The organism is Acidovorax sp., assembly GCF_046294525.1.
Taxonomy (GTDB): domain Bacteria; phylum Pseudomonadota; class Gammaproteobacteria; order Burkholderiales; family Burkholderiaceae_C; genus Acidovorax.
Genome location: NZ_JBKBKQ010000005.1, coordinates 158,007 through 184,735 on the forward strand (window position 1 = coordinate 158,007; position 26,729 = coordinate 184,735).

Consider the following 26,729-nt stretch of genomic DNA (forward strand, 5'->3'; position numbering starts at 1 on the left):
TGCGGCCCTGCCTCACCACGCGGGAAGGAGTCTGACGCGCCCCTGTCCCCGCCCCAACAAATGCCCCTACACCCGCCACTACACCCGCACAAACGCCGTCAGCGGCCTGCGCGGTGTGGCGGGCACGTCGCCCTGCACGTAGCCGATGCGGCAGAACATCTGCACCGTGGCGTCCTGCGGCGTGCGCGGCGCGGGTTTGCCCAGCACCAGCTGGTGCACGCGTTCGTAGTGGGGCGCCATCTCGGCAAACTCTTGCACCGCCTGGCTCATGGGGTGCATGCCCACGCCTAAGGCGGTGGCCTGCAGCTGCTGGCGCACGTACAGCCGGCCGGTGCGGATCTGGTCGGTGCGGGTGTTGGGGCCGGTGATCCACACAAAGCCCATGGCCGTGCGGCTGTGGCCCTCGAACCGGGCCATGGCGTTCTTGTAAGCGGCGCTGCCCTCGGCAGGTGGGGCAGATCGGTCGAACAGTCCGAGCGCCGACACTGCGCGCACAAAAGGCGAATTGATGGAGATGCCATCGCGGTGCTGCAGGATCTCCGAAGGCCCCACACGCGTGAGTTGGATGCTCTCCATCATGGTCCGGGGCGTGAGCAGTTCCACGCGGGCGGACTCCCAGCACAGTGTGCGCAAGGCGGGCAGTTGCCCCGCGTCCACCGTGCCGCCCACCTGCAGCGATGCGGCCGCCGGGGTACTGCCCAGCAACTGGGCCAGCAGCGCGGGCGCCACGGGGCGGGTGGTGTCAAAGTCCGTCTTGGGTGTGTGGCGCAGCAGCACCTGGGCAAACAGCGGGTCCGGCTGGCCGCCGGGCGCCAGCGTGATGCGCGCCACGGGCCGGTTGTCCCAGTCCTTCAGCGCCGCAGGCAGCTCGCCCTGCGGCCACAGCTGCACCTGGCTGGCCAGGCCCTGCTGGGCCAGCGCCATCACCAGCAGTTCGATGAACGTGCCGTGGCCGATCAGGATCTGGCGGCCCCACGGGTCGGTCTGGGGCAGCACCCGTGTGGGGTCGGTGCGCAGCGTGATGGCGCCCTCCTCGCGCAGGTCCACCAGCCAGGGCTGCAGGTTGTGGGAATTGGGCGCGGTGATGGCATAGGCCACGGCACGGCGGCGCGCGTCGGTCTCGCCCACGGGGCCTTTCCAGGCCTCCAGCACTTCGGGCGGAAAACCCGCGTCCACGGCGCCGCAGGCGGCCAGCGTGCCTGCGGTGGCGGCAGCCAGGGTGCCGCCACCGGCCAGTCGAATGAATTTGCGACGTTGCATGAGAAATCTCCTGGGATGGATGGATCGCTGCGTCAGGCCAGAGCCACGCGGGGCGTCGCGCCGGTCAGCAGCCCGAGGTCTGCCAAGGCCTGGCGCAAAGCCCAATTGAACGGCGTGTGCGGCTCGTTGCCTATGACGGCGCGCAAGCGGGTGTTATCCAGCCGGTGCGGCGTGCGCCACAGATAGCGCATGGCCGCCAGCGCAGCAAAGGTGGGCGCGACCAGTCCGGCCACGCGCAGCAAGGGCCATGGCAGCCGCCCCACCCGCAGCGTGCGCCCAGGGGGCAGCCAACCCTGCTCCGCCGCGATGGCCGTGAAGCTCTGAAGCCACGGCTGCGCCGTAACGTGGTGGCCGGCGAAGTGCAGGCATTCGAACGCAGCCAGCCGCTCGCGCGCCTGCGCCACGCGCACGAAGGTGCGGGCCAGGTCTGGCAGGTAGGCCCACGGCGTGGCCACATCCAGCGGGCCGGGCCAGGTGATGCGGCCGCGCGGCAGGTCTTTGGCGATGGCCTGGTCCAGCCAGCTGCCGGTGCCGCTGCCAAAAAAATCCCCGGCGCGCAGCACCACGGCGCGCATCTCGCCTTGCTGCGTGGCAGCCTCAAGGCGTTGCTCCAGCTGCACGCGCAGGCGGCCCATCGCGCCGGTGGCGGCCTGGGGCGTGTCCTCGCGCAGCACGCTCGGCATGCCCTCGCCAAAGTTGTACACATTGCCGGGCAGCATCAGCGTGGCGCGCAGCTGGGTGGCGATGGCAATGGCCGCCTCCATCAGCGCGGGCGCCTCATCGCGCCACGCCTGGTGGGTGTAGGCAGGGTTGAGCGCATGCACCACCACCTGCGCGCCGTGGGCCTGGGCCGCCAGCGTGGCGGTGTCGTGCACGGCCACCGGCATCCACCACACCCCCGGGATGGCGGGCAAGGCCGCGCGCGCACCGCCGGGCCGCACCTGGGCCAGCACGTGCCAGCCGGCCTGCGCAAAAGCCCGCGCGGCCGCCTGGCCGAGCCGCCCGCGTGCACCCAGGATCAGGACGGTGCCCGGAAGGTCCGTATCGGCATTTGTCGGATTTGATGCGGTCATGTCGGACTCCGTGCGTTGGCGATGAGAGGCATTGTGGAAGTGCCGTCGCCACCACACAATTGCTTATCTATTCATACCTGCCATGCAAAATTGAATAACTCGACAACGCCTGCGTTCGCCACTTTTCAGGGCACGCTATCGACATGACACAGACCTTTGACTGGAGCCTGGTGCAGTCCTTCCTGGCCGCGCTGGACCAGGGCAGCCTGCTGGGCGCGGCCCGCGTGCTGAACAGCAGCCAGCCCACGGTGGGCCGGCACATTGCCGAGCTGGAATCGCAGCTGGGCGTGGTGCTGTTCGAGCGCACTGGGCGCGGCCTGCTGCCCACCGCGACGGCGCTACGGCTGGCCGAATCGGCCCGCGCCATGGAGGCCGGCGCGCACCAACTGGCGCGCAGCGTATCGGGCGCCGAGGCGGGCGTGAGCGGCACCGTGCGCATCACCGCCAGCCAGCCCGTGGCCTGCATGCTGCTGCCGCCCGTGCTGGCCCGCATGCGCCAGACACTGCCCGAGGTACAGGTGGAGCTGGTGTCCAGCAACGAGGTGACCAACCTGCTGCGGCGCGAGGCCGACATCGCACTGCGCATGGTGCGCCCCGACCAGGCCAGCCTGGTGGCCAAGCGCATCGGCGCCGTCACCTTGAGCGTATGCGCGCACCGCGACTACCTGCGCCGCAAGGGCACGCCCCGGCAGCCGGCCGATCTGCTGCAGCACGAGCTGGTAGGCAACGACCGCTACGAGGACATCCCGCGCGGCTTTGCAGCCATGGGCTACCCGGTGGAGCGCCAGCACTTTGCACTGCGCACCGACGACCTGATGGCCTACTGGCAGGCGGTGCGCGCCGGCCTGGGCATTGGCTTTGTGGCCGACTATCTGCTGCGCACCGACTCCGACGTGGTGGCCCTGCTGCCCGAATTGCCCTTGCCCGAGCTGCCGATCTGGCTCACGGTGCACCGCGAGATCCGCACCAGCCGCAAGATCCGGGCGGTGTACGACTTTCTGGCCAAGGAAGTGCCTGGCGCGCTGGCCTCGGTCAGCGCCGCTCGGGCTGCGGCTGGCCGCGCACGATGAAGTGCCGGCTGAAACCCAGCGGCCGGCTCACCCCCGCCGGCTCAGACCACAGCGGCACGCGAAAACCGGCTTCCGGCAGCACCTGCACGCTCCAGTCGGTGTCTCCGATGAACCGGAAGCGCAGGGTGTCGGGTTCGGTGGATGCAAGCAGCGAGAACGAGCCTGTGGAATAGATGCCTCCCAGTGTGGCGGAGTCCAACAGGCGCAGTTCGGCGTCCAGCAGATGGATGTGGAGCAGCTCCTCAAACGGCGTGTCGTCGGTGGTGAAGAGCAGGGTGAACGACTGCCACTGCGCGGCCAGCTCCAGCACGGCGCCAGGCACGCGGCGGCCGGTGGGCTGGCCGTTGCGCAAGATTTCGCACTGGGGTGGGACGTCGTCGGCGGGTGGCGGAATGCGCGCGACCGACAAGGCATCTGCGGGCAGGATGTGCATGGTCCGACGCCCCCACTACCAGAAGAAGTCCACACCAAACGCGGCCAGCGCGCCGCCCACAAACGCCCCCACGGTGACGCACACGGGCGCACCGGGGCCACAGGCCAGGCCCGCCAGCGCGCCACCCGCGATGCCACCGCCAATGCCCGCGCCCGTCACCGCCAGTTCGCGGCGTGCAGCGCCGGCCTTGTCTTCCGCACTGGCCACCGAATACACCGAGAGGGCGATGGAGACCACGAGCAAGCCCCGCCCCGCGCGCGACAGGTTGCGCATGGTGGCCGTGACCCGGGGGTTGGACGTGCCGGCGGACCGCACGATCTCGCCGTACACCGCGTTTTGCTGTGTGGGTGACAGGCGGTTGAAGTCCGCGGAGACGCCGTACAGCTGCTGCGTCTTGCGGGCGATGAGTTCGTTGAGCGTTTTGCCCTCGCGCTTGAGCCGCTCGGCCATCGCGCGGCCGACCGGGGTGCTGCGGCCGCGAATGACTTCCATGATGGCGTTGCGCGTCTCCTGCGCCTGCTGCGCGGCTTGCGCCCAGGTCATGCGGCCGCTGGTGACCTGGCCGCGCAGTTCGTTCGCCATCGCCTGGATCTGCCGGGAATACGCCTGCCGGGCGGTGGCGTCGATCGTCAGGTGGGTGCCGGCATTGGCAATCTCGAACTCCAGCGCCCGGATGGCGGAATCAAAGGCACTCTTGTCATCGGTGTCCTGCACGCGTTGTCTCCCAAAAATTAGTGGGCCATAAGGGGTGATCGGGATCGCTGCCCGCGGCGGCTTTTTTAAACGCTGTGACCCGCGCAACAGCGCCTGCACCGCCAGGAAATGGTTACAAGACGTTGGCCGCGGGGTCTGCCCCCGCGGATCGTCGGCGCTGCACGCCTGCGCCAGCGCGGTGGTCGGCTGCTAGCATCCATGCCTCTCGCCCTCTCTCCCTCTGCGCACCCAGGAGCCGCTTTTGACCTCCACCCCTGCCCCCTCTGCCGCAGTGTCGCGCCCCGCACTTGCCAGCCTCGCGCTGCTGCTGATCGCCGCATGGCCCGCCCAAGCCCAGGACACCTCCCGCATCGCCCGCGTCACCGTCTACCCCGGCAGCGCCACGGTCGAGCGCGTGGCTAAGGTGGCTGCGGGCGCGCGCAGCCTCACGCTGGCCTGCCTGCCCGTGTCGCTGGACGTGCAAAGCCTGCAGATCAACGCCGACCCGGCCGTGCGCGTGGGCGAGTTCAATGTGCTGACTGAGGACCGCGATGTGGCGGCAGGCTGCGCCAGCCCGCTGGACGGACGCATTCGCGACCTGGAGGACCAGATCGCCAGCGTGAAGGCCGAGGCATCGGCCCTGCAGCTGGTGGATGGCTACCTGGGCAGCGTGGCGCGGGCCGGGGGCGCGCCGGAGCCCGCGGCGCCCGCTGCGGGCGCGCCGCGTTCTGCTGGGCCCACGCCAGCGCAGATCACCGCCACGGCCGATGTGCTGCGCAAGACCGGCCAGGACAGCTTTGCGCGCGCGCACCAGCTCAAGCGCAAGCAGGAAGCGCTGGAACTGGCCTTGAAGCCCCTGGTGGCCGAGCGCGACCGCGTGGCCAGCCAGCGCGCACGGGTGGTGTCCGTCACCGTCAACCTGGCTGCCGAGCGTGAGGCCGAACTGCGCGTGTCCTACCAGGTGCGCGGCCCCGGTTGGCAGCCCAGCTACCGCGCCACGCTGGATGCCAACAAATCCACGGTGCTGATCGAACGGCAAGCGCTGGTGGCGCAGAACAGCGGCGAGGACTGGGCGGGGGTGCAGCTGATGCTGTCCACCGGTCAGCCGGGCCGCGCCACGCAGGGGCAGCTGCCCCGGCCGTGGTGGCTGAATGTGGCGCCACCGCCGCAGGGCGCTATGGCCCCCCCACCTGCGCCCGCTCCCATGGTGGCCGCGGCGCGGATCGCAAGTAGCCCCGCGGTGCAAGAGGACACCATGCCCAGCTTTGACGTGAGCGCCCTCGACAAGACCTTTGCCACCGAGTTTTCGGTGCCCCAGCGCATCACCGTGCCCTCCAGCGGCCAGCGCGTGACGCTGGCGCTGGGCAACCACACGGCGCCCGCCACGCTGATCGCGCGCACGGCGCCGGCAATGGAAGCAGCGGCATATCTGGTCGCGCAGATCGCCCAGCCCCCCGGCGTGTGGCCAGCGGGTGCTGCCGGCCTGTACCGCGACGGCGCCTTTGTCGGCACCGGCCGCATTGACTTTGGCACGCCCAGTGCGGGCGCACCCGCGGGCAGCACCAACCTGTCGTTCGGCCGCGATGAACTCGTCACCGTGCGGGCCGAGCCCGTGCAGGACCTGACGGGCAGCAGCGGCTTTACCGGATCGCGCGTGGAACGCAAAACGCGCCGCGCCTACAGCGTGGAAAATCGCCACAAGGCCGCCATCACGCTGCAGGTGCTGCACGCCGCGCCGGTGTCGCGCAACGAGAAGATCGAGGTCGAGTCGCGCTACCAACCGCAGCCAACCGACATGACCTGGAACCGCAGCCCCGGCACCGTGGCCTGGCAGCAGCCGCTGGCCGCAGGTGCCACGGCGCAGTTCAGCGCCGAGCACACCATTCGCTACCCCAAAGACATTGAGCTGCTAGAACGCCAGTAGACGATGAAGCACCCCCTGTGGCGCTGCGCGCCTTCACCCCTCTCTCGCTGCGCGGGAGGGGGACGCACCCCGGCGCAGCGGGGCGGCCCTTGCGCGGGGGCGCTGGCTTGGGTCGCGCCAGTTTCACGCGACGAGAGCAGTTTTGAGTACCGCTGATTGTTGGATATGACCCCAAGCCCCTCCTACGCCCCCTCCTCATCCGCCCCCCGCCGCCCCACGGTGGCATTCATGCTCTCCCACCCGGCCCACTTCATTGCGCTGGGTTTCGGCGCGGGGCTGTCGCGCGTTGCACCGGGCACCGTGGGCACACTGTGGGCGTGGCTCAGTTACCTGGCGCTGCAGCAGTGGCTGTCGCCTCTGCACATGGGCCTGCTGATTGCCGCCAGCACCGTGGTGGGCTGGTGGGCCTGCACCACCACGGCGCGCAATATGCGTGTGGCCGACCCCGGCAGCATCGTGTGGGACGAGGTGGTGGCCTTCTGGCTGGTGCTGTGGCTGGCCATGCCCATGGGCTGGTGGGGGCAGTTGGCGGCGTTTGCGCTGTTCCGGTTTTTTGACGCCGCCAAGCCAGGCCCCGTCGGCTGGGCCGACAGCCTCTTCAAGGGCTTTGGCTGGGGTGGCGGCTGGGGTATCTTGTGGGACGACTTTGTGGCAGCCTTCTGCACCTTGTTGGTCCTTGCCTTGTGGAGGTTTTGATGACGATCACCTCACTATCAAAAAGTGAGCTTCTAGCGCTTGATACACAAGCGCTAGAAGCCAATTTGACTCAAATCTCTCTGGAGCTGGTGAAACACCGGCGCATGCTGGCTACCGCCGAAAGCTGCACCGGCGGCATGATCGCTGCGGCCTGCACCGACCTGGCGGGCGCCAGCGACTGGTTTGAACGCGGCTTTGTCACCTACTCCAACGCTGCCAAGGCCGAGATGCTGGGCGTGCCTGCGGCGCTGATCGAGCAGGAAGGCGCGGTGAGCGAGGCCGTGGCCCGCGCCATGGCCGACGGTGCCCTCACCCACTCGCGCGCCCACGTCAGCCTGGCCGTGACCGGCGTGGCCGGCCCCACCGGCGGCAGCGACGCCAAGCCCGTGGGCACCGTGTGGTTTGCCTGGTGCGTGGGCGGCGAAACCCACAGCGAGATGCAGCACTTTGCCGGCGACCGCGCCACCATCCGCGCAGCTACGCTGCGGTATGCGCTGCAGCGGCTGCTGGGCTTTTTGCTGGTCTGACCCCACACAATCCACCACCCACCGCCGATCCCGCATGTCCCCATCCACCTGGTTCGAAGGCTTCACATCCCAGCGCATTGCCACCACCGGCGCAGAGATTTTTGTGCGCACCGGCGGCACCGTGGGCGCACCGCCGCTGTTGCTGCTGCATGGCTTTCCGCAAACCCACGCCCTCTGGCACCGCGTGGCGCAGCAGCTGGCGCGCGACTACTTTCTGGTGCTGCCCGACCTGCGCGGCTACGGCGACTCATCCCACGCACCGGGCCTGGCTGACCACAGCAACTACAGCAAACGCGCCATGGCGCAGGACATGGCCGAGGTCATGACCGCGCTGGGCCACGACCGCTTCTACCTGTGCGGCCACGACCGCGGCGGCCGCGTGGCCCACCGCCTGGCACTGGACCACGCGGCGCGCGTGCAGAGGCTGTGCGTGGTCGACATCGCCCCCACGCTGGACATGTACACCCGCACCGACATGGACTTTGCGCGGGCCTACTACCACTGGTTCCACCTGATCCAGCCCGCGCCGCTGCCCGAGACCATGATCGGCGGCAACGCGCGCGCCTACCTGCACGCCAAGCTCGGCGGCTGGGGCAGCGCGGGCCTGGCCCACATCGAGCCCCCGGCGCTGGCCGACTACGAGCGCTGCTTTTGCACACCCGAAGCCATTCACACCGCCTGCGAGGACTACCGCGCCAGCGCAGGCATCGACCTGGACCATGACCGCGAAAGCCGCGCGCGCGGCGACAAGATCACCTGCGATACCCTGATGATCTGGGGCGAGCACGGTGTGGTGCACCGCCTGTTCGAGCCCCTGGCGCTGTGGCAGGCGCAATGCGCTGGCGTGGTGACCGGCCACGCCGTGCCTGCGGGGCACTTCATCCCCGAACAACTGCCTGAAGCCACGGCAGACGCACTGCGCGCCTTCATGCGCTGACACACTGCTCCTTCCCGCATCTTTGTTTTTCACCCAGCCGGACACCTTCTTCATGCACCCCAACGCCCAGACCCTGCAGCGCTTTTACACCGCCTTCGCGCAGCTCGACCACGCCACCATGGCAGCCTGCTACGCCCCCGACGCCACCTTTAACGACGAGGCCTTTTCGCTGAAAGGCCGCGACCAGATCGGCGGCATGTGGCGCATGCTGTGCACCGCATCCCAAAAGCCCGAAGCCCGGCCGCACTGGAAACTGGCGTTCAGCGACATCGAAGCCGACGAACAAGGCGGCCGCGCGCACTGGGAGGCCGACTATTTTTTCAGCGCCACCGGGCGCACCGTGCACAACACCGTGGACGGCAGCTTCACCTTTACGCCAGAGGGGCTGATTGCCACGCACCGCGACCGCTTCAATTTCTGGGCCTGGGCGCGGCAGGCGTTGGGGACGCCGGGGTTGCTGCTGGGCTGGTCGCCATCGCTCAAGCGCAAGGTGCGCAGTACGGCGGCGGGGAATCTGAAGAAGTTTTTGGCGCAGGGGTGAAGCGGTGAATGGTTATGGGCGGGCAGGCGATGGTGTCGTCGCTGCACAGCTCGCTTATCGCGGTTTGAAACCAGTTCTCGGCCAAGAGCTGACATTGATGGAAGTGAGGTGCCAAGTGAAGCATCCGATACTTTCGATCATTGCCTTAGTCTTCTTTATGGCTCTGCTTGTGTGGATCGTGTCACATACTTACGTAGCGATTCGGGCCAGGACATTTGTGGGCTACTTCGAATTACGCGAAAGAGGGCAGGCGGGAGAGAAAGTCGCGCGTGTGTCTTTCTATGCCTGGAATGTCGCCATCGCCTGCGTCACTGTTTTTCTTTTGGACTCATTGGTTGACCTGATTCGTACTTGCTGCACCAAATTGGCCTAGCGGCTGGAATGGGCCCAAAGCAGCCAACCACTGCACTCGCCAAGCAGCAGGCAACCACCGGCCCTGAACATCACTAAAGCCTCAGAGGGCATCAGCAGCAATACCAAAACAAATTGCCACCCAGCTCTTACTGGAAAAGCGCTAATAGTCATCAAATCAGTAGCGACTGCGATCAAGCCCCGTGGCACTTCTTGTACTTCTTGCCGCTACCACAGTAGCAAGGGTCATTGCGCCCCGGCTCCGGCGCCTTGCGCACGGTCTCCACGCGCGGGCCCATGCTCTTCCACAGCTGGCGCAGGTCGTACACCGCCCAGGTGGCCTCGCCAAAGGCATCCACGCGCGCGTGGCTGGTGCTGGGTGGGCCGTTCTCGTCGAACATGCAGACTTCGGGCTTGCCGGTGTCGTCTTCGGTCAGGGCGACGATGCGATCGAGCGCGTCATCGAGCCACTTGGCGGCCTCCTTGTCGCGCGGGGCGGCCCAATCTTCGGGCCAGTTCTCCACGGCGAACATGAAGCCCAAGGCCCAGACCTGGCCAAACGAGGGGATCTCCTGGTCGTCGCCCATCTCGGCGCGCTGCTCGTCTGTCAGGCTCGCCACCGCGCCACGCATGTCCATGGCTTCGGGCTGGAACGTGCGGTCGTCGTCCAACGTCTTCACATCGGTGTCGAGCTGGGCCACGATCTCGTTCCAGCGGCGGTCCCACAGCTCCAGAAAACGCGCCTGCTGGGCGGCATCGGCAAACGCGGGCAGCAGCGGCAGCGGCTCGCCCTCGGGCACGTCCAATTCGGCGCCGTCCCCCAGCAGCATGGGCAGGTATTCGGCGGGCGCGATGGGGCGGCGGCTGCAGATCACGGCCGTCATGAAGCCGTCGCAGAACTCCCATTGCGGGATTTCCTCGCCGCGTGAGCGCAGATCGTCGAGGATGTTGTCGATCTCTTCCAGCTCGTCGGAACCCAGCGCAGCGGCCGGGGCCATGGAGGTGTCGAGTTCGTCGGTGCCGGGGGTGGGCGCTGTGGGTTCGGTCATGGGGGCTCCGGTCGTCAAGGGAGAAAGCGGGGGGTTGGGCGGCAAAGTTTTACTTTTATGATGCGCGGGCCTTGTGCACGGCCAAGTCACGGTCACAGTGCGGCGGCGGCATCGCACATGGGCAGGCGCTGCGCAAGGCACGCCACCTGCCAATCCGATAACCCGATAAAAGGCGGCCAGTGTAGCCCTGTGACGCCGCCGCCCCGAACCAGGACCTCCATGATCCACCGACTGAACTCCCTGTACCCGGTGCGCTACACGGCCTTTGCACTGTGCGTGTTCGGGCTGCTGCTGGCGCTGTTTGCGTGGGTGGCATTCGGCGTGGGGCTGCCGGTGGTGCTGGTGTTTGCCACCCTGGTGGCCGTGGGCGTGTACGACCTGCAGCAGACACGCCACGCCATCCTGCGCAACTACCCGGTCATCGGCCACATCCGCTTCATGCTCGAATATGTGCGGCCCGAGGTGCGCCAGTACTTCATCGAGAGCGACAGCGAGGCTGCGCCGTTCTCGCGTGCGCAGCGCTCGCTGGTCTACCAGCGCGCCAAGGGCGACCCGGACAACCGGCCCTTCGGCACGCATCTGGATGTGGGCGCACACGGCTACGAATGGGTGAACCATTCGATGGCGCCCACACAGCTGCCATCGCACGACTTTCGCGTGTGGATTGGCGGCAGCCCCGATGCGCCCTCGCAGTCGGTATCGCCCTGCACCCAGCCCTACCACGCGAGCGTGTTCAACATCTCGGCCATGAGCTTTGGTGCGCTGTCGGCCAACGCCGTCCTGGCGCTGAACCAGGGCGCCAAAACAGGGGGTTTTGCGCACGACACGGGCGAGGGCAGCATCAGCCAGCACCACCGGGTGCACGGGGGCGATCTGATCTGGGAAATCGGCTCGGGCTACTTTGGCTGCCGCAACCCCGATGGCACATTCAGCGAAGAGCGGTTTGCCGCCAACGCCACCGACCCGCAGGTCAAGATGATCGAACTGAAGCTGAGCCAGGGCGCCAAACCGGGCCACGGCGGCGTGTTGCCCGGCGCCAAGGTGACGGCCGAGATTGCGGCCGCGCGGGGCGTGCAAGAGGGGGAGGCCTGCATCTCGCCCGCCAGCCACAGTGCGTTCCGCACGCCGGTGGAAATGATGCAGTTCATCACCAAGCTGCGCCTGCTCTCGGGCGGCAAACCCACGGGCTTCAAGTTCTGCCTGGGCCACCCGTGGGAGTGGTTTGCCATCGTCAAGGCCATGCTGGTGACCGGCATTACGCCCGACTTCATCGTGGTGGACGGCGCCGAAGGTGGCACGGGCGCGGCGCCGGTGGAGTTCACTGACCACGTCGGCGCGCCCTTGCAAGAAGGCCTGCTGCTGGTGCACAACACGCTGGTGGGCGTGAACCTGCGCGACCGCGTGCGCATCGGCTGCGCGGGCAAGGTGATCAGTGCCTTCGACATCGCGCGCATGATGGCGCTGGGGGCCGACTGGTGCAACGCGGGGCGCGGCTTCATGATGGCGCTGGGCTGCATCCAGGCCCAGGCCTGCCACACCGGCCACTGCCCCACGGGCGTGACCACACAAGACCCGCTGCGCCAGCAGGCCCTGGTGGTGCCCGACAAGGCCACGCGCGTGGCACAGTTCCACCGCAGCACGCTGCACGCGCTGCAGGAGCTGGTGCAGGCAGCGGGCCTTACCCACCCCAAGGACATCACCGCCCACCACATCGTGCGCCGCATCAGCGACACCGAGGTGCGCCTCTTGTCCAACCTCATCACCCGCATGTCGCCGGGCGCGCTGCTGGGCCCGCTCGACGCGCAGCACAACGTGTTTCGCCTGTACTGGCCGCTGGCCAACGCCCAAAGCTTTCAGGCCAGCGAGCCTGTGCTGGAGCCCTCCATACCCCACCATGTTGAGCTGGTGCACGCCGCCGCTGCCGGCACCGCAGCAGCAGTGGCAGGGGACGCTGCTGTATGAACTTGACGATCGAAAGCACCAACACCACCGCCCCGGACTACGCCGCCTTTTTGCAACAGCAACTGGCCACCCAGCCCCACAACGTGATGGCCCATGTGCTGGGCCACGAACAGATCTGGATCAAGCGCGCGGGAGCCCCCCACGGAACAGGCCGCTACCGCGCCATGGCTGTGCTGGCCGCCCTGCTACGGCTGGACGCCCTGCGCCCCGTGCCCAACCCCGGCGGCCCCACGGCCATTGCCACCGAAGTGCAACGCCTGCGCGACCTGGCTGCACGCGGCATCCGCGTGCCTGTGGTTCTGGCCGCATCCACCAACGGCTTTGCCATGCGCCACCTGGGCAACGTGGGTGAGGAAACCCATTCGCTGGGCAACGAGATCGACCACGCCGTGCAGGCGGGCGACACGGCCACCGTGCTGGCCCTGTGGCAGCAGGGGCTGGACACCTTGGCCCAGGTGCACCGCCAGGGCACCTGCCTGAGCCAGGCCTTTGCGCGCAACCTGGTGCGCTGCCCCGATGGCGAAGTGGCCTGCATCGACTTTGAGGACGACCCCGCCGCCGTGCTGCCCCTGGCGGTGTGCCATGTGCGCGATGCGCTGTGTTACGCGCATTCCACCGCGATCTACCTGCACACCAGCGGAACGTTGGGCGAGGGGCGGGAGCGATGGGCGGCATGGGTGGCGCAGGGCAGCGCGGAAATGCAGGAAGTGCTGGCGACCAGTGTTCGCCGCATGGGGTGGATGGGGCATCTGCCCACCAACCGCAAACTGGGACGGGATTTGCAGCGGGTGCGGGCCGCGTATGACTTGCTGGCGTGAGGCTCGATCAGCCCGCCACCCGTAGGTCGGGTTAGCCGAAGGCGTAACTCGACGGACAGTACCTCTACCAGCAAACGTCGGGTTACGCTGCGCTAACCCGACCTACGAAACCGCACGACCACCAGACTGCTGGCGATGAGCAATTTTGAGATTTACATGCCCACTGCAGAAGAAGTTCACTCCGGCGTACTGGGCCGCAGGATGCGGCAGTTCAACTACGGTTTTGTGGGCGAGTACGGCCAGTCACATCCCGTGTGGGTGAGCGCGCGTGACGCGCAAGGCGAACTGGTCGGCGGGCTGCGCGGGTTCGTGTTTTTGCAGTGGCTGACGGTGGAACTGCTGTTTGTGGACGAGGCCGCCCGGCAGCAGGGAGTGGGCCGCAAGCTGCTTGTCACTGCAGAGCAGAAAGCCCGCGACCTGGGCGCCCACAGCGTGACGCTGAGCACTTTTGAATGGCAGGCCCGGGGTTTTTACATCAAGCAGGGCTATGAAGAGTTTGGGCACATCGACAACTACATCCAGGGATTTCAGCTGGTGTATTTGAAAAAGGCTTTGACGCCCTGACTCCCAACGCCCTGATGCTGGGCGGATGTAGCCAGTAGGTCGGGTTAGCCGCAGGCGTAACCCGACGGACAGCGCCGAAACCAGAAAGCGTCGGGTTACGCTTCGCTAACCCGACCTACATCTGATCAATGCGTGATCAGACCACCGCAACGGCGGGCGCCGCTTCCAGCACCACCTGCGTCGCCACATCCGCCCCCAGGTTCACCAGCCGCTTGCGCATGCAGATCACTGCCTTGTCCTTGCTCAGCAAGATGGCCCGGTGCGTCGCCGCCAGGTCGATGAACTTCTGGTCGTCTGCGTCCTTGCACACATAGGCCACCTTGGGAGCGATGTCCACCAGCCGCACCTGCGCATCAAACGCGGCCAGCACCTGCGCGGCACCCACGCGGTAGTAGTCCATGCGCTCTGCGATGTGCGGGTAGGCCAACACACGCTCCAGCTCATCGCGCATGACCTGGGTGGCGATCCAGGCCAGGCGCCCCTGGGCCAGCAGCGTGCGCAGCGGCGCAGTGCGCGGGTCGCTGAAGATCAGCAGGTCCAGCGCCACATTGGTGTCCACCACCACGGGGCGAGCGGGCTCGTCTGCTAGCGCCTCGGTGGGCAGGCGCAGTTCAACCTTCATGGCGCGGGCCGCCGTCGGGGGCGGCCTTGGCGGCCCGGTCGCGCACGGCGCCCTTGATCATGTCGAAGCGGAACATGCGGCATTCGATGGGGCCGTTCCACATGGGCACGCGGCGCGATTCCTTCAGGCGCATCTTGCCGGGGAGCTTGAGGTCGGGCGTGAGCATCCAGGCCGTCCAGCCGCTGTAGTTCTTCTTCCAGTGCGTGGCCAGTTGGCTGAAGAACTCGCCACCGTCTTCGGTCTGCGCCTCTTCGCGGCCCACGGCCATGCCCTGGGCGCGGTCGGCGGCGCGCTCACTGGCGTTGCGGCCTGCGGCTCCGGCGGCGGCAATGCGCTCGCCGTAGGGCGGGTTGAGCAGCATCACGCCGGGCTGGTCACACGGCGGCATGCGCTGCAGGGCGTCGCCGCCGCGCAGCTGCACGGCCTGGGCCACGCCGGCGCGCTCGGCGTTGCGCTGCGCAAAGTCGACCATGCGGAAGGCCACATCACTGCCAAAAATGGGCACTGCGCTGGTCTGTATTGCGCTTTCAGCTTCGTTTTTGATAGCAGTCCAGACATGCGCCTGGAACGGCAGCAGTTTCTCGAATGCAAAGCGCCGCAGCATGCCCGCCGGGATGCGGCAGGCGATCTGCGCAGCCTCGACCACGATGGTGCCGCTGCCGCAGCAGGGGTCGTACAGGGGCTGGGGGTTGTCGCCGTGGGGGTCCCAGCCGCTGGCGGCGATCATGGCGGCGGCCAGGGTTTCCTTCAGGGGCGCATCGCCCTTGTCCTCGCGCCAGCCGCGTTTGAACAGCGGCTCGCCGCTGGTGTCGATGTAGAGCGTGGCTTCGTCGGTGGTCAGGTGCAGGTGGATGCGCACATCGGGCCACTGGGTGTTCACATCGGGCCGCACGCCGCTCTTGTGGCGGAAGCGGTCGGCCACCGCGTCTTTCACCTTGAGGCCCGCAAAGTTCAGGCTCTGCAGCGGGCTGTGCTGGGCCGTCACTTCGACCTTGAAGGTCTGGCGCGTGGTGAACCAGATCTCCCAGGCCACATCGCTGGCCATGTTGTAGAGGTCGTTTTCAGATCGATACGGGCGGTGCGCCAGCTGCACCAGCACGCGCTGGGCCAGGCGGCTGTGCAGGTTGAGCAACATGGCCTGGCGCCACGAGGCGCGCAGCAGCACGCCGCCCCGGCCCACCAGCAGGTCTTGCCCCGTGAGGCCGGTGATGCCATGCACCTCGTCGGCCAGAAAGCCCTCGACGCCCGCAGCGCAAGGGAGGAAAAGTTGGAGTTGGTTCATGTCGATGGGGAGGATACGCGCTCGGGCACGGCGGGGGAACCGGGCGCCCCCGCACGGGCCAGCAGCAGCTGGCGGACGGAGTCGGGGATCAGCGCCACTTTGCGATCGGCCTTACCAATGAAGACGATGCCGATCTTGCCGCGCGCCACTTCGCGGCCCGTGGCCTTCTCGGTCATGCAGAACACCAGATCGAAGCCGTAGCGGTTGAAGTCCGCAGGCGCCATCTCCACGCGCATGGTCTCGCCATGGAAACCTTCGGACTTGTACTGCGCCACGATGTCGCCCACCACGATGGACAAGCCGCCCACGTCGGCCTCGGGGTAGCCCAGCGACTGGAAGAAGCGCACGCGTGCTTCGGACACCAGGGTGAGCAGCTGCGCGTTGTCCAGGTGCCCGCCCTGGTTCACGTGGCTGATGTAGATCTGCAGCTCAGTGGAAAAGCCAAAGTGCGCAGGAAGGTCAAAGACGATGCGGGCCATGGTGGGCTGCGGTGGGTAATACGGAAACAACAGAAAAAGACTACGGCAGCACAAGCGCACCGTGCGCCAGCCGCCGGAACGGCTACAGCGCTTTGCGCAAATTCGCCGGCGCGATCTTGAGCGCCTCGCGGTACTTGGCCACGGTGCGGCGTGCGCATTCAATGCCCTGCTCCTTGAGCATCTCGGCGATCTGGCTGTCCGACAGCGGCTTGGTGGGGTTCTCCGCCGACACGAACTGCTTGATCAGTGCGCGCACGGCGGTGCTGGATGCATTGCCGCCGGTCTCGGTGCCCAGGCCGGAGCCAAAGAAGTATTTCAGCTCGTAGGTGCCGATGGGCGTGGCCATGTACTTGGCAGTGGTCACGCGGCTGATCGTGGATTCGTGCAGGCCCAGTTCGTCGGCGATGTCGCGCAGCACCAGGGGGCGCATGGCCAGCTCGCCGTGGGTGAAGAAGTTCTTCTGCCGCTCGACGATGGCGCGCGAGACGCGCAGGATGGTGTCGAAGCGCTGCTGGATGTTCTTGATGAACCAGCGCGCCTCCTGCAGGCGCTGCTGCATGCCCTGGTGGCCCTCGCCGCCTTTGTGGCCGCGCAGCGCACCGGCGTAGATGTCGTGCACCCGCAGGCGGGGCATCACGTCGGGGTTGAGCTGCACGATGAAATTGTGCTGGCCATCACGCCCATTGGCGCGGCCAGCCTTTCGCACGATGACGTCGGGCACGATGATGTTGCGCTCCACATCGGCAAAGCGGCGGCCGGGACGGGGCTCCAGCCGGGCGATCAGCGCCATGGCGGCGCGGGTGCGCTCTTCGCCATCGCCACACAGCTGCGTCAGGCGGCGGATATCGCGGCGGGCCAGCATCTCCAGCGGCTGCTGGCAGATGGTGAGTGCCGTCTTGACGGTGTCGGGGTCGGCCTCTTCGTCGGCGTCCAGCGCCTTGAGTTGCAGCGTGAGGCATTCGGCCAGGTTGCGCGCCCCCACGCCCGTGGGCTCCAGGCTTTGCAGCAGGCGCAGCGCCACGGTAAAGCGGTGCACCAGCTCTTCGATCTGCTCCAGGTCGTCCGGCCCGGCCAGGGCGACGGCGAGTTCTTCGAGCGGCTCTTCGAGGTAGCCGTCGTCGTTCAGCGATTCGATCAGGAAGCGCAGCGCGGCACAGTCCACCTCGGACAGGCGCAGCGACAGGGCCTGGCGGTGCAAAAAGTCGGTGAGCGATTCGTGTGAGCGGGCCAGTTCGGTGGCGTCGGCCTCGTCGCCTTCGGCATCGTTGCGGTTGCGGGCGGGTGCGTCGCCGCCCCACTCGGCGTCGTTGGGCGCCATCTCGACGGTGCCGTCGCCGCTCCAGTCGGGTTCGTCGGCGCCCGTGCTGGGAGACTCAGCATCATTTTGACCCTCAGCGCTTGCTGTACTTGGGCTAGCAGCTCCCGAAAATATAGCATCATCTGCATTGTAATCATCGGCTTGGGCGGGCGTGTTTTCGGCCTCGAGCCCAAACTCCTCGCGCGGCGCCTCATCGGCCGTGCGCTCCAGGAACGGGTTCTCGTCCAGCATCTGCTCGACTTCTTGCGAGAGTTCGAGCGTAGACAGCTGCAGCAGCCGGATGGACTGCTGCAGCTGGGGGGTCAGCGCGAGATGCTGCGAGACGCGCAGCGACAAACCTGGTTTCATCACATCCTGAAGTGTTCGCCCAGGTACACGCGCCGCACTTCGGCGTTGTCCACAATCTCGGACGGCGTGCCCTGCGCCAGCACGCGGCCGTCGCTGATGATGAACGCGTGGTCGCAGATGCCAAGCGTCTCGCGCACGTTGTGGTCGGTGATGAGCACGCCGATGCCGCGTGCCTTCAGGAAGCCGATGATGCGCTGGATCTCGATGACGGCGATGGGGTCGATGCCCGCAAAGGGCTCGTCCAGCAGGATGAAACGTGGTTGAGTGGCAAGGGCGCGGGCGATCTCCACCCGACGCCGCTCGCCGCCGGACAAGGCCATGGCGGGCGAGGCCCGCAGGTGGTCCACGCGCAACTCTTGCAGCAAGGCCGTGAGGCGCTCTTCAATGGCGGCCCGGCTGAGCGGCCTGCCGTCGTCGCCGTGCTGCAGCTCCAGCACCGCACGCACGTTTTCTTCCACCGACAGCTTGCGAAAAATGGAGGCCTCTTGCGGCAGGTAGGACAGCCCCAGGCGTGATCGGCGGTGGATGGGCATGTGGGCGACCGACTGGCCGTCGATGCGGATGTCGCCGGCATCGCTGCGCACCAGGCCCACGATCATGTAGAACGACGTGGTCTTGCCCGCGCCGTTGGGGCCCAGCAGCCCCACGACCTCGCCCTTCTGCACGACCAGCGACACATCCTTGACGACCTTGCGACTGCCGTAGGACTTGGCCAGGTGCTGCACTGCCAGGCGGCTGCCCTGCGGCATGTCTACGCCCTGTTGCGCGTCAGACCGTTGCGGATTGGCGTCCGGCAGGTCTTCACCCGTCCGGCCCCCACGGCCGGCATTGACGGACTGCGCGCTCACCGGGAGCCGCCGCCAAGGCTGTTGCTGGGACGCAGCGCCGGGGCCGATCCGGCCGGTGCTGCCTGGGGCGCAGCCGCGTCCGGCGGCGGGTCCTTGGGCGACAGCACGGCCCGTACGCGGCCGCCGGGTGCGGGTGTTGTGCCCGCCGCGCTGTTGGGCGACGCACGCTGGCCGTCCACGGTGAACACGTCGGTGGTGTTGTTGTAGACGATCACTGCGCCCGTGATTTCGTCGCTCAGCACCGCGCCCCGGTAGCGGCGCAGCTCGGCCCGGGTGATGAAGCGCACATTGTCGGCCTTGCCGTCGTATTCGATGACTTCGCTTTCGCCTTCGATGAACTCATCCGGCGCACCTGCCACGGTGTCGCGCTTCTGGCGGAAGAATGCGCGCTTGCCGGGCTCTGCCGTCACCACGCCGTACTGGTAGCCGTCTGCATCCTGGCGCACGTCCAGGCGCGCGCCCCGCAGTACGATGGTGCCCTTGGTCATCACCACCCGGCCTGAGAACACGCTGGTTTGCTTGAGTTCGTCGTGGCGCAAGGCGTCAGCCTCAATGTTCATGGGCTTGGCGCGGTCCGCCTTTTCAGCGTGGGCCAGCCCCAGCGTGCAGGCTGCGGCAACGAACAGAAGGGTCGGGAGTAGGCGATGGTTCATAGGGCACGAATCTTGCAGTCCATTGTAGCCATGCAGGGAAAGCCAAGAAGCAAAAAGCCCGCACGGGCGGGCTCTTCGCAAGATGCCCCGAAGGGCGGTTGGCTGAAAAATCGTCAGCCTTTGCGGGCGGTGGCGGCGAGGTGGTCCACCACCTGCAACACGGTCTGCATGCTGCCCGCCATGGTGCCGTCGGTGTAGTACTTGCCGGCCACGCCCATCGAGGGCACGCCTTCCACACCATAGGCGTCCTGCAGCTGCGACGCGCGGCGCACCTGGTTGGACACCGAGAACGAACCGTAGACTTCCTTGAACTTTGCAGGGTCCACGCCTTGCTTGGTCACCCAGGCCAGGATTTCATCGTCCTTGGCCAACTTGAGCTTTTCGACGTGGATGGCGCGGAACACCTTGGCGTGCAACTCTTCGAGCTTGCCCATGCCTTCCAGCGTGAAGTACAGCTTTTGCTGAGGCACGAAGCTGGCGTTGAAGGCCACAGGCATGCGGCGCACGCTCAGGTCCTTGGGGGCCGCCTTGATCCAGGCTTCCAGCACCGGTTCAAAAGCGTTGCAATGGGGGCAGCTGTACCAGAAGAATTCGATCACGTCGACCTTGCCGGCGGGGGCGTCGGGGGTGACGGGCTTGTCCAGCCGCTTGTAGTCCTTGCCCTCCTTGAACTGGCGGGCCTGGGCCAGCACGGGGGTCGCCACTGGAAGCGTCAGGGCGGATGCGGCCACGGCAGTGGCGGCGGACAAAGAAAACTCACGGCGTTTCATGACAAAGACTCTCCTCTTTCAGGTCTGGGGGATGTGAGCCATGCCCCCTTAAAAAGTTCAGAACCCGGCCGGCGGGCGACTGTGTCGGCCCGGGCTCAGCGTTGCACGCGCACCAGCGCCGAATCCATCCCGGCGCCGTCAAGCTTTTCCTTGATCCGCTCCGCGTCGTCGCGCTTGGTGAAGGGGCCCACGCGCACGCGGAAGACCGCGCGGCCGTTCTGTTCGCGCTCGCTTACGCGGGCTTCCCAGCCCAGCATGGCCAGTTTGGCGCGCTGTGCGTCGGCATCCTGCTGGGTGCGGAAGGCGCCGGCCTGCACAAAGTAGTCAAATGGGTCCACATTGCCGGTGGCCGCGGCACGGGCCACGGCCAGGTCGCCCAGCGGGTCGGCGCCCGGACGCGTCTCGGCCTTGGCATCGGGCTTGCTGGCCGCCGGCTTGGGTGCCGACGCGGCGGCCCGCACTTCTGGAGCCGGCGTGGCAGCCGGTGGGGCGGTAGGTGTTGTGGCGGGCTCAGGGGCCGCCGCCACCGGTGGCGTCGGTGGACGGGCCGGGTTGCGGCCGTACAGGGGCGAATTGGGGTCCCAGTTCTTGTTCTTCTGGGATTCGGCTGCGTCCATGTCGGCGCCGCGGCCCCCGCCCTTGTTAAGGAACGGCACAGGCACCTTGGTCACGTACACGGCCACCGCCAGCGCCGCCCCCAGGCCTACGATGACGCCCAGGATAAACCCGATGATGGTCCCGCCCGCTTGTTGTTTCTTCATGGTGAAAGTCACTGCTTACATTCTGGCTGGGGCCGACACGCCCAGCACGGCGAGGCCATTGTGCAATACCTGAGCGGTGGCAGCGACGAGCGCGAGGCGCGCCTTTTTCACAGCCTCGTCATCCACCAGGATGCGCTCGGCGTCGTAGTAGCTGTGGTAGCTGGCGGCCAGGTCGCGCAGGTAGAAGGTCACGTCGTGCGGGGCTTCGCCGTCCGCCGCGGCCGTGAGCATCTCGGGGTACTTGGCGAGTTGCAGCATCAGCGCCTGGGCCTGCGGACCTTCCAGGGCCGACAAGTCCACGTCCTGGAGCGACGCCACGTCGCCGCCGCCGGCCTCTGCCCAAGCGCGCAGCACCGAGCAGATGCGCGCGTGCGCGTACTGCACGTAGTACACCGGGTTGTCGTTGTTCTGGGCCACGGCCAGGTCCACGTCGAAGGTGTATTCGGTGTCGGGCTTGCGGCTCAGCAGGAAGAAGCGCACGGCGTCCTTGCTGGTCCACTCGATCAAATCGCGCAGCGTGACGTAGCTGCCCGCGCGTTTGCTGATCTTGACCTCTTCGCCACCCTTGACCACCCGCACCATGGTGTGCAGCACGTAGTCGGGGTAGCCCTTAGGGATGCCCACGTCCGCTGCCTGCAGGCCGGCGCGCACGCGGGCGATGGTGCCGTGGTGGTCCGTGCCCTGGATGTTGACGACCTTGGTGAAGCCGCGCTCCCACTTGGCGATGTGGTAGGCCACGTCGGGCACGAAGTAGGTGTACGTGCCGTCCTGCTTGCGCATGACGCGGTCCTTGTCGTCGCCGTAGTCGGTGGACTTGAGCCACAGCGCGCCGTCCTGCTCGTAGGTCTTGCCGTTGGCGACCAGCTTGTTCACCGTGGCCTCGACGCGGCCGCTGGTGTACAGGCTGGATTCGAGGTAGTACTCGTCGAAGTGCAGGTTGAACGCCTGCAGGTCCTTGTCCTGCTCGTTGCGCAGGTAGGCCACGGCAAACTGGCGGATGTTTTCGTAATCCTCCACGTCGCCATTGGCAGTGAACTCGCGGTCGTCGGCCTTCACGGTGGCCTTGGCCTTGAAGGCCTCGGCAATGTCGGCGATGTAGTCGCCGTTGTAGAAATTCTTGGCCAGCGGGTTGTCGGCGTCGGTGGGCCAGCAGTCGTCGCCAGGCTTGAAGCCCTTGGCGCGCAGCTGCGTGCTTTTTGTCAGTGTGTCGATCTGCACACCCGCGTCGTTGTAATAGAACTCGCGGTGCACCTTCCAGCCCTGGGTAGCAAACAGGTTGCAGATGGCATCGCCCAAAGCGGCTTGGCGGCCGTGGCCCACGTGCAGCGGGCCGGTGGGATTGGCGGACACGAATTCGACCAGCACCTGGCGGCCATGGGCCGACTGGTAGCCAAAACGCTCGCCAGCGGACAGTACCTCGCGCACGATTTCTTGCTTGGCGGCGGGCTTGAGCCGGATGTTCAGAAAGCCGGGGCCCGCGATTTCGATGGCGCTGACCCAGCGCTGGAAGGCTGATGTGGCCTCCAGCGCGCCCTTGAGCTGCTCGCCCAGAGCGCGGGGGTTGAGCTTGAGCGGCTTGGCCAGCTGCATGGCGGCCGTGCAGGCAAAGTCGCCGTGGGCGGCGACTTTGGGCGATTCGAACGCCACCTTGGCGCCCGCGCCGGGAGACAGTTTTTCCAGCTCGGCCGCGAGCGCGGCGAGCAATTCATTTTTGGCGGTAAGCATCGGCGGATTTTACGGGGCCGGCCGTTGCCGCTGGCCGACACCGGGGCCGCGCGAACCGGGAGCCGGCGTGTCATCCGCGTTGTCTGCCAAAACGTTCTGTGTTGGAATGCCTTCGGGTCCCCCACAACACATCCACTCCAGGAGATTCCATGAAAAAGCTGATGTCCCTGTGCGCCCTCGGTGTGGCGCTGACCTTGGGCGCCGCCGCCCACGCTGCCGAAGACAAGGCCCCCACCAAGCAGCAATCCAAGATGGCCACCTGCAACAAGGAAGCCGGCGAGATGAAGGGTGACGAGCGCAAGGCCTTCATGAAAACCTGCCTGAGCAACAAGCCCAGCCAACAAGACAAGATGAAGGCCTGCAATGCTGACGAAAAAGCCAAGACGCTCAAGGGCGACGAGCGCAAGGCGTTCATGAGCGAGTGCCTCAAGAAGTGAAGTAACCGGCACCGACACAAGGCAAAAAGCCGCTGCGCCCTGGCGCCAGCGGCTTTTTTTTGGGGCGCAGGGCCCCGAAGGCCTACCAGCCCCGCGCCCAGAACACCGCAATCACGGCCACCACCGGCAACACGTGCGACTGGATCATCACCAACCGGCGGACCTTCTTCACCTCCACCTCGTCTGGCAGTGCGCCCGTGGCCTGCAGATTGCGACGCCAGCGGCGGAACATGATGGAAGGCCAGATCGACAGGATGGCCATGACCACCACGATGGTGATCTTGATGTGAAACAGCGGCTGCGAGACATACCACGACACCCCCTTGATGCCCCAAAAGAGCCGTGCCAGGCCGCTGCCAATCATCACCAGAGCGGCCGCGCCATAGATCACATCCAGCCGCACCAGGCGCTCGACGACGTCGGCATTCATCCATTCGGTGCGGCACAGCGCCGCCTGGCTCGACAGAAAGACCACAAAGGTCAGGATGGCCACCAGGTGCAGGGCGGCAAGAATGGCTTCGAGGGTCATGGAGGGTTCCTTTTCAACACCCGGCGGCTCGATAAATGCGTCAACTCCACCCGGGGATGGTTGCCATTTTGCTTGAGGAAAAGCTCGCCAGTATTGCCCAGCGCCACCTGCGTGCACGCCCGCTGCTGCGCCGCGCCAGACGCCAGCATCCTACGCAGAAAATTCTAAATTGATAGCTATCAGCGCTTTACCATCAAGCGCTGGAGGCCATTTTTATCCTCAAAATGACCTGATACAGACACGTTCCTACCCTTCAGCCGCGGGCTCCCTGTCCTCAGTTCTGAGGACATACAAGCCTCGACGAATCCGGTAGCTTCGGCCGCGCCTGCCCTACAAGTGCCCCCCGGAGAAGCAACTGCATCATGGCCAAGACAACAGCAACAGCAGCAGCGGCGCCCACGCCAAACATCAGAACTCTGACCCGCACCTGGCTGCTGGGATTCGCTGTCGTGCTTGCGGCCTGCGGCGGCGGTGGGGGCGATGACCCACCGGTGAACACCCCCAGTTTCCGCGTGGGTGGCCAGCTGGCCGGTCTGGGCGCGGGCAAGACCGTGGTCATTACCGATGCCAGCGGGCCCAGCGCCGCCGTGTCAGCCAACGGCAGCTACAGCCTGCAGCTGCCCGCAGGCACCGCCTACAGCCTGCGCATTGCCGCCCAGCCGGTGGGCCAGACCTGCACCATCGCCAATGGCAGCGGCACCGTGAGCGCCGATGTGAACAACGTGAGCGTGGCGTGCCGCGACAACGATGTGCCCCCCAACGCCCGCACGCTGGGCGGCAGCGTCGCGGGCCTCGCCACAGGCAAGGCGCTGGTGCTGCAACTCGCGGCCGGAGGAGCCACGCAAGAGGCCCGCGTGACCGCTGACGGGCCCTTCACGTTCGCCCAGCCCGTCACAGGGCCCTACAGCATCTCTGTGCTGACCCAGCCGCAGAATCAGACCTGCACCGTCACCGGGGGCCAAGGCACCGTCGATGCCAGTGCCGCCCTGCCCCCCATCACCGTAGCCTGTGCAACCACGGGCTACCGGCTCTCGGGCACCGTCAGCGGCAACATCGGCGTGGTGGCGTTGCGCAACAACGCCAACGGGGACATCGTGACCGTGGTGGACAACGGCGCCTTCCGCTTTGCCCAGCCTGTGCTGGCGGGCATGGGCTACGCCGTCAGCGTGTTCGACAGCAGTGCGGGGCAAAGCTGCAGTGTCAGCGGCGGCACGGGGGTCGCCACGGCCGACGTCACGCAGATGGCCGTCGTCTGCGTGGTGGATGCACCGCCACCACCGCCACCGCCACCGCCACCGCCACCGGTAGTGATACCGGCCATCCCTGCGCTCACCCTGGCCTATGACGTCAAGACCTTCAAGCTCAGCTGGGGCGCCATTGCGCCCCCCGCTGGCGGCGGCGCCATCACCTACCGCGTGACGGAAGACCCCGACGGTGCAGGCCCGCAGGCGGCCACGCAGATTGCCACGGGCCTCACCGGTACCAGCTACGACCGGGTGGTGACAGGCCTGCTGCACACGCGGCTGAACGCCACCTACCGCGTGCAGGCGTGCAACAGTGCGGGGTGCAGCGCGTTGTCGGCGGCGCAGACGGTGAACTTGACACAAGCCATTGGGTACTTCAAGGCGAGCAATACAGAGCCGAACGACTACTTTGGCTACCGCGTGGCCCTGTCGGGGGACGGCAATACCCTGGCCGTGGGGGCGTACCAGGAGGACAGTAATGCCACCGGCATCGATGGCAACCAAGCGGACAACTCTGTGGGAAGTGCAGGCGCGGTGTATGTGTTCACCCGCAGCGGCAGCACCTGGAGCCAGCAGGCCTATGTGAAGGCCAGCAACACCGGGGTGAATGACTACTTTGGCTACAGCGTGGCCCTGTCGGGCGACGGGAATACCCTGGCTGTGGGGGCGTACGTGGAGCGCAGCAATGCCACCGGCATTAATGGGAACCAGGCCGATAACTCGGCTCCCCTTGCTGGCGCTGTCTATGTGTTCACCCGCAGTGGCAGCACCTGGAGCCAGCAGGCCTATGTGAAGGCCAGCAATACCGAGGCCGGTGATGCCTTTGGCACCAGCGTGGCCCTGTCGGGAGACGGCCATACCCTGGCCGTGGGGGCACCTAGAGAGGCCAGCAATGCCACGGGCATCAATGGCAACCAAGCGGACAACTCGGCTTCCCTTGCTGGCGCAGTCTATGTGTTCATCCGCAGCGGCAGCAACTGGAGCCAGCAGGCCTATGTGAAGGCCAGCAATACCGATGCGAGTGATTCCTTTGGCATCAGCGTGGCCCTATCAGGCGACGGCAACACCCTGGCCGTGGGGGCACTGAGGGAGGCCGGTAACGCCACCGGCATCGATGGCAACCAGGCAGACAACTCGGCTTTCAATGCAGGTGCCGTGTATGTGTTCGCCCGCATCGGCAGCACCTGGAGCCAGCAGGCGTATGGGAAGGCCAGCAACGCTGAGGTGAATGACTATTTTGGCGCTAGCTTGGCCCTATCGGGCGACGGCAATACCCTGGCCGTTGGAGCGACTAACGAGGCCGGCAATGCCACCGGTATCAATGGCAACCAGGCCGACAACTCAACAATCGCTGCGGGCGCTGTTTATGTGTTTACCCGCAGCGGCAGCACCTGGACCCAGCAGGCCTACGTGAAGGCCAGCAATACCGGGGAAGGTGACCAGTTTGGCTACGGCGTAGCCCTGTCGGGCGATGGCAATACCCTGGCCGTGGGGGCGTACGGGGAGCGCAGCAATGCGACGGGCATCGGCGGCAACGAGGCGGACAACTCGGCCGCCCTTGCGGGCGCCGTCTATGTGTTTACCCGCAGCGGCAGTGCCTGGAGCCAGCGAGCCTATGTGAAGGCCAGCAATAGTGGGGTGAGTGACCTCTTTGGAGTCAGCGTGGCCTTGTCGGGCGACGGCAATACCCTGGCTGTGGGGGCAAATCTCGAGGCCAGCAATGCCACGGGTATCAATGGCAACCCGGCGGACAACTCGGCCGGAGCTTCGGGCGCCGTGTTTGTTTACTGACGCTGTTACGCCTCGGTAGGTGCA

26 protein-coding genes are annotated in these 26,729 nt (G+C 66.7%); 11 read left to right on the forward strand and 15 right to left on the reverse strand.

Features of this window, described 5'->3' with window-relative positions; translation table 11 throughout:
• Positions 1 to 78: 78 nt before the first annotated feature.
• Both ACK4HJ_RS07925 and ACK4HJ_RS07930 read right to left on the reverse strand, forming a co-directional pair.
• Positions 79 to 1,260 (reverse strand): Acg family FMN-binding oxidoreductase, encoded by a 1,182-nt coding sequence (locus ACK4HJ_RS07925; protein ID WP_409829628.1) that lies wholly within the window; start codon positions 1,258 to 1,260, stop codon positions 79 to 81.
• Positions 1,261 to 1,292: 32 nt separating this feature from the next.
• Positions 1,293 to 2,333 carry an NAD-dependent epimerase/dehydratase family protein gene (locus tag ACK4HJ_RS07930; RefSeq protein ID WP_409829630.1) on the reverse strand — a complete coding sequence of 347 codons (1,041 nt, stop codon included), beginning with the start codon at positions 2,331 to 2,333 and terminating at the stop codon, positions 1,293 to 1,295.
• 143 nt (positions 2,334 to 2,476) lie between these two features.
• Between ACK4HJ_RS07930 and ACK4HJ_RS07935 the strand changes: the two genes are divergently transcribed.
• Positions 2,477 to 3,403, forward strand: coding sequence for a LysR family transcriptional regulator (locus ACK4HJ_RS07935; RefSeq protein WP_409829632.1), 927 nt, complete (start codon positions 2,477 to 2,479; stop codon positions 3,401 to 3,403).
• Here ACK4HJ_RS07935 and ACK4HJ_RS07940 read toward each other — a convergent pair.
• Complete coding sequence (locus tag ACK4HJ_RS07940) at positions 3,366 to 3,836, reverse strand: hypothetical protein (RefSeq protein ID WP_409829634.1); 471 nt, start codon at positions 3,834 to 3,836, stop codon at positions 3,366 to 3,368. The genes ACK4HJ_RS07935 and ACK4HJ_RS07940 overlap by 38 nt on opposite strands.
• A gap of 15 nt (positions 3,837 to 3,851) precedes the next feature.
• A complete protein-coding gene (locus ACK4HJ_RS07945) occupies positions 3,852 to 4,550 on the reverse strand; it encodes a hypothetical protein (RefSeq protein WP_409829636.1) in 699 nt (232 codons plus the stop codon).
• Between the two features lie 241 nt (positions 4,551 to 4,791).
• Between ACK4HJ_RS07945 and ACK4HJ_RS07950 the strand changes: the two genes are divergently transcribed.
• The 5 genes from ACK4HJ_RS07950 (at position 4,792) to ACK4HJ_RS07970 (ending at position 9,154) form a co-directional block, all read left to right on the forward strand.
• Positions 4,792 to 6,453, forward strand: a complete 1,662-nt coding sequence (locus tag ACK4HJ_RS07950) for a DUF4139 domain-containing protein (protein WP_409829639.1) — start codon at positions 4,792 to 4,794, stop codon at positions 6,451 to 6,453.
• A gap of 165 nt (positions 6,454 to 6,618) precedes the next feature.
• Positions 6,619 to 7,149 carry a phosphatidylglycerophosphatase A gene (locus ACK4HJ_RS07955; protein ID WP_409829641.1) on the forward strand — a complete coding sequence of 177 codons (531 nt, stop codon included), beginning with the start codon at positions 6,619 to 6,621 and terminating at the stop codon, positions 7,147 to 7,149.
• Entirely contained in the window at positions 7,149 to 7,676 is a 528-nt protein-coding gene (locus ACK4HJ_RS07960; protein ID WP_409829643.1) for a CinA family protein, read from the forward strand. Before ACK4HJ_RS07955 ends, ACK4HJ_RS07960 begins: the two co-directional genes overlap by 1 nt.
• Before the next feature lie 34 nt (positions 7,677 to 7,710).
• On the forward strand, positions 7,711 to 8,613 hold the full coding sequence (locus ACK4HJ_RS07965; RefSeq protein WP_409829645.1) for an alpha/beta fold hydrolase: 903 nt from the start codon (positions 7,711 to 7,713) through the stop codon (positions 8,611 to 8,613).
• Between the two features lie 52 nt (positions 8,614 to 8,665).
• Entirely contained in the window at positions 8,666 to 9,154 is a 489-nt protein-coding gene (locus tag ACK4HJ_RS07970) for a nuclear transport factor 2 family protein (protein ID WP_409829648.1), read from the forward strand.
• A 545-nt stretch (positions 9,155 to 9,699) separates the two neighbouring features.
• Here ACK4HJ_RS07970 and ACK4HJ_RS07975 read toward each other — a convergent pair.
• Positions 9,700 to 10,554: a UPF0149 family protein gene (locus tag ACK4HJ_RS07975; protein WP_409829650.1), complete on the reverse strand. Its 855-nt coding sequence runs from the start codon at positions 10,552 to 10,554 to the stop codon at positions 9,700 to 9,702.
• A 219-nt stretch (positions 10,555 to 10,773) separates the two neighbouring features.
• Between ACK4HJ_RS07975 and ACK4HJ_RS07980 the strand changes: the two genes are divergently transcribed.
• The 3 genes from ACK4HJ_RS07980 to ACK4HJ_RS07990 all read left to right on the forward strand — a co-directional run bounded on the left by ACK4HJ_RS07980 (position 10,774) and on the right by ACK4HJ_RS07990 (position 13,898).
• Positions 10,774 to 12,516 carry an FMN-binding glutamate synthase family protein gene (locus ACK4HJ_RS07980; RefSeq protein ID WP_409829652.1) on the forward strand — a complete coding sequence of 581 codons (1,743 nt, stop codon included), beginning with the start codon at positions 10,774 to 10,776 and terminating at the stop codon, positions 12,514 to 12,516.
• Entirely contained in the window at positions 12,513 to 13,334 is an 822-nt protein-coding gene (locus tag ACK4HJ_RS07985; RefSeq protein ID WP_409829655.1) for a hypothetical protein, read from the forward strand. Before ACK4HJ_RS07980 ends, ACK4HJ_RS07985 begins: the two co-directional genes overlap by 4 nt.
• Positions 13,335 to 13,490: 156 nt before the next feature.
• Positions 13,491 to 13,898, forward strand: coding sequence for a GNAT family N-acetyltransferase (locus ACK4HJ_RS07990; RefSeq protein WP_409829658.1), 408 nt, complete (start codon positions 13,491 to 13,493; stop codon positions 13,896 to 13,898).
• A gap of 136 nt (positions 13,899 to 14,034) precedes the next feature.
• On the opposite strand, the gene ACK4HJ_RS07995 is transcribed toward ACK4HJ_RS07990, so the two are convergent.
• The 9 genes from ACK4HJ_RS07995 to argS form a co-directional block, all read right to left on the reverse strand.
• A complete protein-coding gene (locus ACK4HJ_RS07995) occupies positions 14,035 to 14,520 on the reverse strand; it encodes a putative toxin-antitoxin system toxin component, PIN family (RefSeq protein ID WP_409829660.1) in 486 nt (161 codons plus the stop codon).
• Positions 14,510 to 15,802, reverse strand: coding sequence for a class I SAM-dependent RNA methyltransferase (locus tag ACK4HJ_RS08000; RefSeq protein ID WP_409829662.1), 1,293 nt, complete (start codon positions 15,800 to 15,802; stop codon positions 14,510 to 14,512). The genes ACK4HJ_RS07995 and ACK4HJ_RS08000 overlap by 11 nt, the downstream gene beginning before the upstream one ends.
• The gene (locus ACK4HJ_RS08005) at positions 15,799 to 16,281 is read right to left on the reverse strand and encodes an acyl-CoA thioesterase (protein WP_409829665.1); all 483 of its coding nucleotides are present in this window, start codon (positions 16,279 to 16,281) and stop codon (positions 15,799 to 15,801) included. The genes ACK4HJ_RS08000 and ACK4HJ_RS08005 overlap by 4 nt, the downstream gene beginning before the upstream one ends.
• An 82-nt stretch (positions 16,282 to 16,363) precedes the next feature.
• The gene (locus ACK4HJ_RS08010; RefSeq protein WP_409829668.1) at positions 16,364 to 17,947 is read right to left on the reverse strand and encodes an RNA polymerase factor sigma-54; all 1,584 of its coding nucleotides are present in this window, start codon (positions 17,945 to 17,947) and stop codon (positions 16,364 to 16,366) included.
• The gene (gene lptB, locus ACK4HJ_RS08015) at positions 17,947 to 18,696 is read right to left on the reverse strand and encodes an LPS export ABC transporter ATP-binding protein (RefSeq protein ID WP_409829725.1); all 750 of its coding nucleotides are present in this window, start codon (positions 18,694 to 18,696) and stop codon (positions 17,947 to 17,949) included. Before lptB ends, ACK4HJ_RS08010 begins: the two co-directional genes overlap by 1 nt.
• Before the next feature lie 95 nt (positions 18,697 to 18,791).
• Positions 18,792 to 19,448 carry a lipopolysaccharide transport periplasmic protein LptA gene (gene lptA / locus ACK4HJ_RS08020; RefSeq protein ID WP_409829671.1) on the reverse strand — a complete coding sequence of 219 codons (657 nt, stop codon included), beginning with the start codon at positions 19,446 to 19,448 and terminating at the stop codon, positions 18,792 to 18,794.
• A 113-nt stretch (positions 19,449 to 19,561) separates the two neighbouring features.
• Positions 19,562 to 20,218, reverse strand: a complete 657-nt coding sequence (locus ACK4HJ_RS08025; RefSeq protein WP_409829674.1) for a thiol:disulfide interchange protein DsbA/DsbL — start codon at positions 20,216 to 20,218, stop codon at positions 19,562 to 19,564.
• A 95-nt stretch (positions 20,219 to 20,313) separates the two neighbouring features.
• Positions 20,314 to 20,979 (reverse strand): SPOR domain-containing protein, encoded by a 666-nt coding sequence (locus tag ACK4HJ_RS08030; RefSeq protein WP_409829676.1) that lies wholly within the window; start codon positions 20,977 to 20,979, stop codon positions 20,314 to 20,316.
• A 15-nt stretch (positions 20,980 to 20,994) separates the two neighbouring features.
• The gene (gene argS / locus ACK4HJ_RS08035) at positions 20,995 to 22,704 is read right to left on the reverse strand and encodes an arginine--tRNA ligase (RefSeq protein ID WP_409829679.1); all 1,710 of its coding nucleotides are present in this window, start codon (positions 22,702 to 22,704) and stop codon (positions 20,995 to 20,997) included.
• A 149-nt stretch (positions 22,705 to 22,853) separates the two neighbouring features.
• Between argS and ACK4HJ_RS08040 the strand changes: the two genes are divergently transcribed.
• Positions 22,854 to 23,141, forward strand: coding sequence for a PsiF family protein (locus ACK4HJ_RS08040; RefSeq protein WP_409829682.1), 288 nt, complete (start codon positions 22,854 to 22,856; stop codon positions 23,139 to 23,141).
• Between the two features lie 82 nt (positions 23,142 to 23,223).
• Here the strand turns inward: ACK4HJ_RS08040 and ACK4HJ_RS08045 are convergent, their stop codons facing one another.
• Positions 23,224 to 23,670 carry a DUF2214 family protein gene (locus tag ACK4HJ_RS08045; RefSeq protein WP_409829683.1) on the reverse strand — a complete coding sequence of 149 codons (447 nt, stop codon included), beginning with the start codon at positions 23,668 to 23,670 and terminating at the stop codon, positions 23,224 to 23,226.
• A 362-nt stretch (positions 23,671 to 24,032) separates the two neighbouring features.
• Here ACK4HJ_RS08045 and ACK4HJ_RS08050 point away from each other — a divergent pair, with 362 nt between their 5' ends.
• Entirely contained in the window at positions 24,033 to 26,705 is a 2,673-nt protein-coding gene (locus ACK4HJ_RS08050) for a beta strand repeat-containing protein (protein ID WP_409829685.1), read from the forward strand.
• Positions 26,706 to 26,729: the final 24 nt, after the last annotated feature.